8 protein-coding genes and 1 pseudogene are annotated in these 12382 nt (G+C 51.9%); 7 read left to right on the forward strand and 2 right to left on the reverse strand.

Annotation, left to right across the window (positions count from 1 at the left end):
- The first annotated feature begins 18 nt into the window (after positions 1 to 18).
- The 6 genes from gltB (at position 19) to L4D12_RS15035 (ending at position 9331) form a co-directional block, all read left to right on the forward strand.
- Entirely contained in the window at positions 19 to 4482 is a 4464-nt protein-coding gene (gltB, locus tag L4D12_RS15010; protein WP_428448657.1) for a glutamate synthase large subunit, read from the forward strand.
- A gap of 12 nt (positions 4483 to 4494) precedes the next feature.
- Complete coding sequence (locus tag L4D12_RS15015) at positions 4495 to 5907, forward strand: FAD-dependent oxidoreductase (protein WP_428448658.1); 1413 nt, start codon at positions 4495 to 4497, stop codon at positions 5905 to 5907.
- Between the two features lie 127 nt (positions 5908 to 6034).
- The gene (gene mtnN / locus L4D12_RS15020; protein ID WP_428448659.1) at positions 6035 to 6733 is read left to right on the forward strand and encodes a 5'-methylthioadenosine/S-adenosylhomocysteine nucleosidase; all 699 of its coding nucleotides are present in this window, start codon (positions 6035 to 6037) and stop codon (positions 6731 to 6733) included.
- The gene (locus L4D12_RS15025) at positions 6733 to 7689 is read left to right on the forward strand and encodes a cobalamin biosynthesis family protein (protein WP_428448660.1); all 957 of its coding nucleotides are present in this window, start codon (positions 6733 to 6735) and stop codon (positions 7687 to 7689) included. The genes mtnN and L4D12_RS15025 overlap by 1 nt, the downstream gene beginning before the upstream one ends.
- A 90-nt stretch (positions 7690 to 7779) precedes the next feature.
- Positions 7780 to 8556: a vitamin B12 ABC transporter substrate-binding protein BtuF gene (gene btuF, locus L4D12_RS15030; RefSeq protein ID WP_428448666.1), complete on the forward strand. Its 777-nt coding sequence runs from the start codon at positions 7780 to 7782 to the stop codon at positions 8554 to 8556.
- A 163-nt stretch (positions 8557 to 8719) separates the two neighbouring features.
- Positions 8720 to 9331: a TRIC cation channel family protein gene (locus tag L4D12_RS15035; protein ID WP_428448661.1), complete on the forward strand. Its 612-nt coding sequence runs from the start codon at positions 8720 to 8722 to the stop codon at positions 9329 to 9331.
- A gap of 100 nt (positions 9332 to 9431) precedes the next feature.
- Here L4D12_RS15035 and tyrS read toward each other — a convergent pair whose 3' ends face one another.
- Complete coding sequence (gene tyrS, locus L4D12_RS15040) at positions 9432 to 10619, reverse strand: tyrosine--tRNA ligase (protein WP_428448662.1); 1188 nt, start codon at positions 10617 to 10619, stop codon at positions 9432 to 9434.
- Positions 10620 to 10746: 127 nt separating this feature from the next.
- Between tyrS and shyC the strand changes: the two genes are divergently transcribed.
- On the forward strand, positions 10747 to 12066 hold the full coding sequence (gene shyC, locus L4D12_RS15045; protein WP_428448663.1) for a peptidoglycan DD-endopeptidase ShyC: 1320 nt from the start codon (positions 10747 to 10749) through the stop codon (positions 12064 to 12066).
- A 90-nt stretch (positions 12067 to 12156) separates the two neighbouring features.
- Here the strand turns inward: shyC and L4D12_RS15050 are convergent.
- Positions 12157 to 12382 (reverse strand): annotated as a pseudogene (locus tag L4D12_RS15050) (group II intron reverse transcriptase/maturase); the annotation flags it as partial.

The following is a 12382-nucleotide window of genomic DNA, read 5'->3' on the forward strand; positions in this document are numbered from 1 at the left end:
AAGCAAGGGAGAGTTGCAATGACACTGTATGACCCAATGCTGGACAAAGATAACTGTGGCTTCGGACTCATCGCGCATATTGAAGGGGATACGAGTCACAAGCTGATTCGTACGGCCATTTCCGCCCTCGATCGGATGACCCACCGTGGTGGTATTGCTGCCGACGGTAAAACCGGTGATGGCTGTGGCCTGTTAATGAAAAAACCCGACCATTTCTATCGCCTGATTGCCAATGAAAAGGGCTGGAAGCTGTCACGAGAATTTGCCCTTGGAATGATCTTTCTCAGTCAAGATCCGGTCTTGGCAGCACAGGCTCGCACCATCATCACCGAAGAGCTGGCAAAGGAAACTTTGTCCTTAGTCGGCTGGCGCGAAGTCCCGGTTAACCCCCAAGTGCTTGGTCCTATCGCCCTCGAAACCCTGCCCTGCATAGAGCAGGTATTTATCAATGCCCCGGCAGGCTGGAAGCCTCGCGATATCGACCGCCGGCTCTACATTTCTCGTCGTCGTATTGAAAAACGCATCAACCACGATCCGGATTTTTATATCTGTAGCCTATCGACACAAGTGACGGTGTATAAGAGCTTGTGCATGCCGGCAGACTTACCTCGCTTCTACCTTGATCTCGGTGATCTCAGGCTCGAATCATCCATCTGTTTGTTCCACCAGCGCTTTTCAACCAATACCCAACCTCGCTGGCCGTTAGCCCAACCCTTCCGTTATCTTGCCCATAACGGTGAAATCAATACCATCGCAGGAAACCGCCAGTGGGCGCGCGCCCGTGCTTATAAGTTTGCCTCACCACTGCTGTCCGATTTACAAACGGCGGCACCGTTTGTCAACGAAACCGGCTCAGATTCTTCTAGCCTGGATAACATGCTGGAGCTGTTTCTCTCCGGTGGAATGGATCTGTTTCGTGCAATGCGAATGCTGGTGCCACCAGCATGGCAAAATCACCCCGACATGGATCCCGCTCTACGGGCATTTTATGACTTTAACTCTATGCACATGGAGCCTTGGGATGGCCCGGCGGGGATCGTCATGTCCGACGGGCGCTACGCGGCCTGTAACCTCGACCGTAACGGCCTGCGTCCCGCACGTTATGTGATCACCAAAGACCGGCTAATCACCCTCGCATCAGAAGTCGGGATCTGGGATTACGCACCGGATGAAGTAGCCGAAAAAGGCCGGGTCGGGCCCGGTGAATTACTGGTGATCGACACCAAGTTCGGCAAAATATGGCACTCTGCTGACATTGATCATGAACTGATGGGCCGACACCCCTATAAAGAGTGGCTCGATAACCATGTCAAACGCCTCACCCCTTTTGAAGCATTGAATGATGAACAAGTCGGTAGCCGCTCACTGGATGATACCGAACTCAGCACCTATCAAAAGCTATTTGCGGTTAACCGTGAAGAGTTGGATCAAGTACTGCGGGTGATCGGCGAAAATGGCCAGGAAGCAACTGGGTCAATGGGGGATGATGCCCCCATCGCCGTGCTCTCCACCAAGGAACGGGCGGTCACTGACTACTTTCGCCAAATGTTTGCCCAAGTCACCAACCCACCGATTGACCCGTTACGGGAAAAACATGTGATGTCACTGGCCACCTGTGTCGGCCGGGAAATCAATGTATTTTGCGAAACCGACAGTCATGCCCATCGGGTCGCGTTCCAATCCCCGGTACTGCTCTATTCCGATCTGGTTCAACTACTGGAGCTCGACAACCAGTATTATCGCAATAGCATTATCGATATTAACTTTGACCCCAGCGAAAAAGATCTTAAGCTGGCCATTATCGACATCTGCGATCAAGCCGAACGCCTCATACGCAATGGAACTGTACTGCTAGTATTGTCCGATCGCGGGATCAATCCGGCCAAACTGCCAATCCCCGCCGCCATGGCTGTCGGTGCGGTACAGCACCGGCTTGTCACAACCAACCTGCGCTGTGATGCCAATATTGTGGTTGAAACGGCTACCGCACGGGATCCCCATCAATTTGCCGTCTTACTCGGTTTTGGTGCTACCGCTGTCTACCCTTACCTCGCCTATGAATCACTGGGCAAACTGGTCAACACTGGGGCTATCAACAAACCTTATCGTGACGTCATGCTCAACTTTCGTAATGGGATCAATAAGGGCTTATACAAAATCATGTCCAAAATGGGCATCTCTACCATTGCCTCTTACCGCTGCGCGATGCTTTTTGAAGCCATTGGACTCAGCGATGAGGTGATTGAGCTCTGCTTCAAAGGCGTATCAAGCCGGATCCAGGGCGCTGATTTTGCCGATTTCCAGCAAGACATGTATAACCTGTCACGTCGGGCCTGGCTAAAACGCAAGCCTATTGATCATGGCGGACTGCTCAAATATGTTCATGGCGGGGAATTCCATGCCTATAACCCTGATGTGATCGCCACCTTACAACAGGCGGTAAAGTCAGGGGATTACCTGGACTACCTCGCCTTTGCCAAGCTCGTCAACGAGCGTCCAATCGCCGCTCTCCGCGATCTGCTGACACTCAAGTCGACCACTCCACCTATCGCACTGGAACACGTCGAAGCGGCTAGCGAACTCTACAAGCGCTTTGACTCAGCCGCGATGTCGATCGGCGCGCTCAGCCCGGAAGCGCACGAGGCGCTGGCCATTGCGATGAATCGGCTTGGCGGCTACTCCAACTCCGGTGAAGGCGGAGAAGATCCGCGCCGCTTCAACAGCGAACGAAATTCACGCATCAAACAAGTGGCCTCTGGGCGTTTTGGCGTCACCCCCCACTATTTGGTCAATGCTGATGTTATTCAAATCAAGGTGGCGCAAGGCGCTAAGCCCGGCGAAGGGGGACAGTTGCCGGGACATAAAGTCACCACCGAGATTGCCAAGCTTCGCTATGCGGTACCCGGCGTCACCCTGATCTCTCCGCCACCACACCACGATATTTATTCGATTGAAGATTTAGCCCAGCTGATTTTCGATCTCAAACAAATCAACCCCAGCGCCATGGTCTCGGTCAAGCTGGTCTCCGAGCCCGGAGTCGGTACCATTGCGACAGGGGTTGCCAAGGCATATGCCGATCTGATCACCATCTCTGGTTATGACGGTGGCACTGGTGCTAGCCCACTGACCTCGGTCAAGTACGCGGGTAGCCCGTGGGAGCTGGGGCTGGCCGAAACCCAGCAAGCGCTGGTGGCCAATGGGCTGAGGCACAAGATCCGGCTGCAGGTTGACGGCGGACTGAAAACCGGTCTGGATGTCATCAAAGCCGCGATCCTCGGGGCGGAAAGCTTTGGTTTTGGCACCGCGCCAATGGTCGCGCTGGGCTGTAAATACCTGCGGATCTGTCACCTCAATAACTGCGCCACGGGCGTCGCGACTCAAGATGAAACCCTGCGCCGAGACTTTTTCAAGGGGCTCCCAGAACAAGTGATGCACTATTTCATCGGCTTAGGTCAGGAGGTGCGTGAATTGCTGGCTCAACTAGGCATTGAGAAATTGACGGATCTGATTGGCCGCACTGATTTACTGGAAGTGGCAGAAGGGGTTAGCGCAAAACAAAATAAGCTTAATTTAGCACCCGTACTGGCAACCGTCGCCCCGCAAGAAGGTAAAACCCTTTACTGCAGTGAATCCAATACCCCGTTTGATCGAGCCCCACTCAATACCCTTCTTCTTGAGCAAACCCTGCCAGCTATTGCTCATCGAACCGAAGCAACGTTCCATCATGACATTCGCAATACTGATCGCTCGGTAGGCGCTCGCCTGTCCGGGGAAATCGCACTGCGCTACGGCAATCAGGGGATGGCTGTCACCCCTATCAAGCTGTATTTAACTGGCACCGCGGGCCAATCCTTAGGGGTCTGGAATGCTGGCGGACTCCATCTCTATCTGACGGGTGATGCTAACGACTACGTCGGCAAAGGCATGACAGGCGGCCAAATTGTGATCCGTCCGCCACAGGGTTCGGCCTTCAAATCCAATGAGGCCACGATTATTGGTAATACCTGCCTCTATGGTGCCACTGGCGGTAAGCTCTTTGCCGCAGGTAAGGCGGGTGAGCGTTTTGCGGTTCGAAACTCCGGCACCATCGCCGTTATCGAAGGTGCCGGAGATAATGCTTGCGAATACATGACTGGTGGGATCGTTGCCATTCTAGGCAAAACCGGGGTCAACTTTGGTGCGGGCATGACAGGGGGATTCGCCTATATCCTCGATGAGGACGGTGATTTTTCGGGCCGAGTCAACCCAGAGCTGATCGAGGCACTGCCACTGGATTCCCTCCAAATCCATCAGGAGCACCTGCGGGGATTGATTGACCAGCACTTGGAGCTCACCGGATCCAACCGGGCGCAAGACATATTGACCGCCTTTGATGAATGGATCCCTCGGTTCTATCTGGCTAAACCTAAATCGGCCGATGTGAATACCCTGCTCGGCCATCAAAGCCGCTCGGCGTCCGAGCTACGCGTTCAAGCACAATAGAGAGGGAAACCAATGAGCCAGAACATATACCAATTTATTGATGTTGCGCGTATCGACCCACCCAAGAAGCCACTCAAAGTGCGCAAAATTGAGTTTGTCGAGATCTACGAACCCTTTACTAAACAACAAGCCAGTGCTCAGGCCGACCGTTGCCTCGACTGTGGCAACCCTTACTGTGAATGGAAATGCCCGGTCCATAATTACATCCCACAATGGCTCAAACTGGCCAACGAAGGGCGGATCATCGAAGCGGTAGAGCTGTCACACCAGACCAACACCCTGCCAGAGGTCTGTGGCCGAGTATGCCCACAAGATCGCTTATGCGAAGGGGCTTGTACCCTGAATGATGACTTTGGTGCCGTCACCATCGGCAATGTCGAAAAATACATTACCGATAAAGCGTTCGAGATGGGCTGGAAGCCTGACATGTCACAAGTTGAATGGAGTGATAAAAAAGTCGCGATTATCGGTGCCGGCCCGGCCGGATTGGCCTGCGCTGATGTACTGGTGCGTAACGGGGTCAAACCCGTAGTCTTTGATCGCTATCCTGAAATCGGCGGCCTACTGACATTCGGTATTCCCTCGTTCAAGCTGGAAAAATCCGTCATGGTCAATCGTCGCCAGATCTTTAGCGGAATGGGTGTTGAATTCAGGCTCAATACCGAGGTGGGAAAGGATGTCACCATGCCAGTGTTGCTTAACGACTACGATGCCGTCTTTCTTGGAGTAGGCACCTACCAGAACATGCGCGCCGGACTCGACAACGAAGAGGCTTCTGGGGTGTATGATGCACTGCCATATTTAATCGCTAACACCTATCAGGTCATGGGCTTAGACTGCCACGAAGCCTTTATCAATATGCAAGGCAAGCACGTGGTCGTGCTGGGTGGTGGTGACACCGCCATGGACTGCGTCCGCACCGCGATTCGACAACAGGCTAAAAGTGTCACTTGTGCCTACCGCCGCGATGAAGCCAATATGCCCGGCTCCAAGCGTGAAGTGAAAAATGCCAAGCAAGAAGGTGTCAGATTCCTGTTTAATCTTCAGCCTACTGGTTTAACGATCAATGCACATGGCGATATTAATGGTGTCAATGTCATCAAAACCGCCCTTGGCGAGCCTGATGATGCAGGGCGACGTAAACCGGAGCCTATTATCAATAGTGATCATACCCTGCCCGCGGATGCAGTGATCATGGCCTTTGGCTTTCAGCCCCATGCGATGCCATGGTTACGCGATTATGATGTCACCCTCGACCAATGGGGTCGCATCAAAGCCCCAGCCGATGGCTGTTATGCCTACCAGACCAGTAACCCGAAAATTTTTGCCGGTGGTGATGCGGTACGCGGTTCGGATCTGGTGGTCACCGCCATTGATGAAGGCCGCAAGGCCGCCAATGGGATCCTCGATTACCTCGAGATCTAATCCGGTAAATCGTCGCCTGATATGAGATCTCGCCACTTGATGTTTTTCCGTGTGCTCATGGTACAATTGCGTCATTAATAAGGCCTCCTCCTGGAGGCCTTCATTCACTCAACAAGAGATCCTATTGATGAAAATCGGCATTATCGGCGCAATGGAGCAGGAAGTTGCCATCCTAAAAGATCAGCTGGCAAACTGCGAAACGCACCTAAAAGCGGGCTGCACGTTTTATACCGGTACCCTCAATGGTGCCGACGTCGTGCTACTTCAATCTGGCATTGGTAAAGTTGCTGCCGCCATTGGTACCGCTGTACTGCTTGAAATATTCCAGCCTGATGTTGTGCTAAACACCGGCTCTGCGGGCGGTTTTGATAGCAGCCTGAATGTTGGCGATGTAGTGATTTCAACGGACGTTCGCTACCACGATGCAGATGTCACCGCGTTTGGTTATGAAATTGGCCAAATGGCACAACAGCCTGCAGCCTTTGTGTCAGACAGCAAACTGATGGATGTCGCAGAACAAGCTTTAGCGAGCATTGGCAACATCCATGCGGTTCGTGGCCTGATCTGTACCGGTGATGCCTTTGTCTGCACCCCAGAAAAACAAGCGTTCATCCGTGACAACTTCCCGACTGTAATTGCGGTAGAAATGGAAGCGGCAGCAATTGCTCAGGCTTGTCACCAGTTCAAGGTGCCGTTTGTCGTGGTACGTGCTATCTCTGACGTTGCTGACAAAGAATCACCAATGAGCTTTGATGAATTCCTGCCGCTGGCAGCTAAGAGCTCATCAACCATGGTTGAAAAAATGGTCGAGCTTCTGAACCAATAATGACGGACGCCATTGCTCTGCTCAACAATAACACCGCCCTCCTCGCAATGTGGGGGGCATTGGCTTTGCAATGGCTGTTACCTATCCCGGCAGCACTGAACCCACTGCAAATATGGCAACAGCTGGCTATCGCCGTTGCCGCTAAAGTGAATAAAACCACCGATACCCCACGCCAGCAACAGATCTCAGGACTACTTGGCTGGAGTGTAATGTGGCTCACCGTCCTGATTTTATTGCTTAGCCTGTACCAGTTAGTCTGGATCGACAGCGCTTTTCATGTGGTTTTACTCTGGCTGGCGCTCGACTGGCGCATGACGGCTAAGTTCAGCAAACAATTTATTCAAGCCTACAGCCGTGAAAATAAACAAGCTTGCCGCCAACTGCTGGCAAGCAAGCTCAATCGCCATACTGAGAATCTCTCCTTACTTGGCCTCGGCAAAGCGGGTGCAGAAACCCAGTTACTCGCCTATGGCCGCTTAGTCGCTGGCGTTTTATTCTGGTATGGATTAACTGGGGGCATTGGTGCCATCATGTATCGGCTAGCCGTAAGCTTAGCTAGGGTATGGTCCCCCAGCCGCCAGCAATATCGTCACTTTGGCCAACCTGCAGTTCGTCTGCTGGCCGTGATGGAAATCATCCCTCTTCGGCTATTTGCGGTATTGATCAGCTTGGGTAGGCACGGCAAAGTCGCCTTGCGCGGCTTAGCCAGCCAGGGTGAAAACTGGCAACTCCCCGGGCCAGGCTGGCTCCTGACTGCTACTGGACACAAACTGTCGTTATCACTCGGTGGCCCCGCCATCTACAACAATATAAAAATGGACCGGCCTCGGCTCGGGGGCAAAATAGCTCCGGCAGCCTTGCATCTTGCTCAAATAGACCGCTTGGCAACCTCTCGACTCATTATCTGGGTCGTCCTGCAAAGTGTGCTATTGCTATTCTTTCAAGGAACTCTCTAAGTGCGCTTCGCGATAATATTTCTTCTGGGTACCCTGTCCAGCTATACGACAGCAACCCCTCTCACCACAGAAGCGTCAACGGCGGTCGCAATAGCAACACCGACTCCGGCCCAGCGGATCATCAGCCTGTCACCCCATACGACAGAGCTGGCCTATGCCGCAGGCCTTGGCAACCAATTGATCGCAGCGAGCGACTATAGTGACTACCCCGAAGCAGCTAAATCGCTTGAACGGGTTGCTAACTATCGCGGGATAAAACTGGAACGCATTGTCGCTCTGCAGCCGGACTTGATCTTAGCGTGGCGCGGTGGTAATCCAGCTCGGGAGATGGAACGACTGGAACAGCTGGGCTTCACGATTTTCTACTCAAACCCATTGACCCTTGATGACATTGCGACCACCATTGAACAACTCGGTCATTATGCTGCCTCGCCAGCACACGCTAATCAGGTAGCCGCTGATTTCCGAGACCGCCTCTCCGCCTTGAGAGCAACCCACCAGCAGCAACGCCCTGTACGCTATTTTTACCAACTGAGCAGTACCCCGGTCATGACTATCGCGGGCACCAGTTGGCCAAGTCAGGTCTTTACCCTGTGCGGCGGGGAAAATATTTTTGCCGATAGCCCTGCACCCTACCCTCAGGTCTCCGAAGAGCAAGTGATCGTCCGCCAACCCGAGGTCATATTCGGTACACCGCATGGTAATACCCAAACTGATCAGTGGCAAAAGTGGCAGCAACAGCTACCCGCTGTTCAAAATGATGACGTGTATATCCTCACCGCTGATTGGCTAAACCGACCAACTCCACGCACAATAAAAGCGGTGGAGCAGGTCTGCCACTACCTCGACACTGTGCGTCAAAAATAGCACCAAATAACGCGTCAGAACGGACAGGAACAAGCCCATCAACATTCATTGTGAGTAGCCTCACAAAGCCGTTGTATCAAGTTGTACGGCGGCTATTTCTTCGTACAATCTCACCCGATTTCCTAACTCTTTTTTCCTATCCCCTCTTTTGGTAGAGATCAACATGCTTATCTATATTCTCGATATGTTCGGAACGGCAGTGTTTGCCGCGTCAGGCGTATTACTCGCAGGCCGACTCCGAATGGATCCATTCGGTGTCGTGGTACTGGCCAGTGTTACCGCTATTGGCGGCGGCACCATTCGTGATATGGCTCTCGGGGCCACCCCTGTTTTCTGGGTCACCGACACCAACTATCTGTGGGTAATTTTCGTTACCTGCCTCATCAGCATGGTGGCCATCCGTCGGCCACGCCAGATGCCATGGTATATCTTACCGGTCGCTGATGCGATTGGCCTCGCTGTCTTTGTCGCCATCGGGGTAGAAAAAGCCCTCCGCTTTGGTGCCACGCCAATGGTCGCAGTGATCATGGGCGTCATGACGGGCTGCGGGGGAGGGGTGATCCGTGATGTACTGGCCCGAGAAATTCCCATGGTATTGCGAACCGAGGTCTACGCCACGGCTTGTATTCTCGGCGGCATTGTCCATACCAGTGCGCTGTCGATAGGTGTTGTTCCAACCGTTGCGACGCTCGCGGGTATCATTACCACGTTGACAATCCGTCTGGCGGCGATCCGCTGGCACTTATCACTGCCGACCTTCGCCCTAAGAAGCTAACCCCCCCTTACAACACAATCTCAAAAGCTTCTCAGCAAAAACAAAAAGGCGCCAGTTCATTCAAACTGGCGCCTTTTCTTTATCTGTCAAACAATAGCGCTTACTTTACCGTAACACGGGCAAATTTACGCTTACCCACTTGGTAAACAGCAGTACCAACAGCCGGGATCAGCTTGGTATCTTCCAGCTTATCGCCATCTTGCTTAACCGCACCCTGACGGATCATACGCATCGCATCAGAAGTAGAGTTCACCAAACCGGCATCTTTCAGCAGGTTAGTGATTGCAATGCCCGCTTCAAATTCAAATTCAGGCATCTCTTCTGGCATCGCGCCTTTCTGGAAGCGATTAATGAATTCCTGCTCAGCGGCATCAGCATCGGCCTCAGAGTGGAAACGAGCAATGATCTCTTTAGCCAGCAAAATCTTGATATCGCGCGGGTTAGTACCGTTAGCCATATCGATTTTGAATTGTTCGATCTGCTCTATCGGACGGAAAGACAATAGCTCGTAGTAATTCCACATCAGATCATCAGAGATTGACATGATCTTACCAAACATATCGTTTGGCGCATCCGCAACACCAATATAGTTATGAGCCGACTTCGACATCTTTTTCACGCCGTCCAGGCCAACAAGTAGTGGCATGGTCAACACAACCTGTGGCTTCTGGCCATGGGCTTTTTGCATTTCGCGGCCCATCAGCAGGTTAAACTTCTGATCAGTACCGCCCAGCTCAACATCGGTTTCCATTGCCACTGAATCATAACCCTGCAAAAGCGGGTACATAAACTCATGGATTGCAATAGGGCGACCTTCGCTATAACGCTTTTTGAAATCATCACGCTCAAGCATACGGGCAACCGTCTGGTTTGCTGCCAAACGGATCAGGCCTTCCGCGCCAAGTTCAGACAACCAGTTTGAGTTAAACTCAATTTTGGTCTTCGCCGGATCAAGGATCTTGAACACCTGCTCTTTATAGGTTTCAGCATTGCGCAACACGTCTTCGCGAGTTAATGGTGGACGTGTGGTATTTTTGCCTGTCGGATCGCCGACCATACCGGTAAAGTCACCGATCAGGAATGTCACATCGTGACCTAGCTCCTGGAACGTGCGTAGCTTGTTCAAGATCACCGTGTGACCAAGGTGGATATCCGGTGCTGTTGGATCGGCACCCAGTTTAATACGTAGAGGACGATTCTCTTTCAGCTTAGCAATCAGCTCTTCTTCCGGAATCAGCTCATCCACACCGCGCTTTATTTCAGCTAATGCTTGTTCAATGCTGGCCATTCTTGTTCGCTCCCACAGAATTGGCAAAAAAGTAATAGTTGTCAATCTTACTTGAATAGCGATGTTTTTTGAAACCAGTTAGACTACGGGCTGACTTATTTTTTCCGAATACGCAAAAAAATCACCCATGCGACTATCAATACTCCTCCAACTGCCAAGGATGCACCAGGCTCTTATCACCGTGATAAGTGCACTTATCGTGCTATTACTTTTTTGGCCCAGCTCAAATAACAGCGATCACCCTGAACGCAAGTTCGAAGTTGGCAAGATATACCCACTGGAACTCAATCTGGATATTGATCAGTTGCGCCCGATGGCAGCAGATGAAACACCGACGATCCCGCCGCTGAGCTGGAAAGAGCATACCGTGAAATCCGGAGAGAGCCTTGCTGTCGTATTTGACAAAGTGGGCTTATCGCCAAGTACCTTATACCGGTTAGTCAATGCCGATAAAGGCACCAAAAGCCTGACGAACCTTCGCCCAGGCGACAAGCTACGATTCGGATTTGACGAACAGAATGAATTGATTCAGTTACTTCAACCACAAAGTGCCACCGAAACCTTAGTGATCACCCGTACGGCGGATAGCTTCTATTCCAGTGTTGACACCAAGAAAGTAGATATTCAACTCAACTATGCTCAGGCGGTGATCACCAGTAGTTTCTGGAATGCCGCCGACAAGGCGGGGCTTACTGCTAATCAGATCATGGAGATTGCAGGGATCTTCGGTTGGGATATCGACTTTGCTCTCGATATTCGCGCCGGTGATAGTTTTTCGGTTCTGTTTGAAGAAAAACTGGTCGAAGGCGAACCGATTGGCCGAGGGGATATTCTAGCCGCGACCTTTAGCAACCTAGGCCAGACATTTACGGCCATACGCAGCAAAGATGGCAAGTATTATGATCAAGATGGTAATGCGATGCGTAAGGCATTCCTGCGCTCACCAATTAACTTCCGCTATGTCAGCTCAAACTTCAACCCTCGTCGCCTCCACCCAGTGACAGGTCGAGTCAGAGCACACCGAGGCACTGACTATGTCGCGCCAGTGGGAACGCCGATCTGGTCCGCTGGGGATGGCGTCGTGATGCAATCGTCATATAATAAATATAATGGCAACTACGTGTTTATCCGTCATAGCTCAACTTACATTACCAAATACCTGCATATGACCAAACGTATGGTCAAAACAGGCCAACGGGTCAAACAAGGACAGACCATCGGTACGCTGGGTGGCACAGGTCGAGTAACGGGTCCACACCTGCACTATGAATTTTTAGTCAATGGTACCCATAAGAACCCGCGCACCGTAAAACTGCCACAGGCCCAGTCACTCAGTGGCAAAGAAAAAGCGCAATTTCAAAAGTTTGCTCGAGAGCGCATGGCTCAACTCAACCAGTTTAGTCAATTTCTGGCAGATAACAGCCCGCTACTCAATAACCGTAGCTAGCTGACGCGCGAAGCAGCCAACATCGAGTAGGGTGAGGCGTCGCCGCCTCATCCCTCTCACAGAACCGTACGTACGGACCTCGTATACGGCTCATGTACATTTCCATTCAGCGTAAGTGCTGAACACATGCCCTGTCACAACATGTTCAATATTGACTAAACCAAGTTCATTGAACCATTGATTTGTCATAGCGTAGCTCGATAACGGACTCGCAGAGCTTCTCCAGCCTGTCATTCGTATGTGACTAAACGGCGGTTTATATCCTCGCTGTTTCAATTCTCGATGAAGCTTACTTGGCTTCTTCCAGAGCTTGAGT

Source organism: Photobacterium nomapromontoriensis, from assembly GCF_050336815.1.
In the GTDB taxonomy this organism is placed as follows: domain Bacteria; phylum Pseudomonadota; class Gammaproteobacteria; order Enterobacterales; family Vibrionaceae; genus Photobacterium; species Photobacterium nomapromontoriensis.

What these genes read in the sequence shown, in the direction of transcription:
- L4D12_RS15015 (WP_428448658.1), top strand. Translation starts at nt 4,495, where the DNA reads ATGAGCCAGAACATATACCAATTTATTGATGTTGCGCGTATCGACCCA.
- shyC (WP_428448663.1), top strand. Translation starts at nt 10,747, where the DNA reads ATGCGACTATCAATACTCCTCCAACTGCCAAGGATGCACCAGGCTCTT.
- mtnN (WP_428448659.1), top strand. Translation starts at nt 6,035, where the DNA reads ATGAAAATCGGCATTATCGGCGCAATGGAGCAGGAAGTTGCCATCCTA.
- tyrS (WP_428448662.1), bottom strand. Translation starts at nt 10,619, where the DNA reads ATGGCCAGCATTGAACAAGCATTAGCTGAAATAAAGCGCGGTGTGGAT.
- L4D12_RS15025 (WP_428448660.1), top strand. Translation starts at nt 6,733, where the DNA reads ATGACGGACGCCATTGCTCTGCTCAACAATAACACCGCCCTCCTCGCA.
- L4D12_RS15035 (WP_428448661.1), top strand. Translation starts at nt 8,720, where the DNA reads ATGCTTATCTATATTCTCGATATGTTCGGAACGGCAGTGTTTGCCGCG.
- gltB (WP_428448657.1), top strand. Translation starts at nt 19, where the DNA reads ATGACACTGTATGACCCAATGCTGGACAAAGATAACTGTGGCTTCGGA.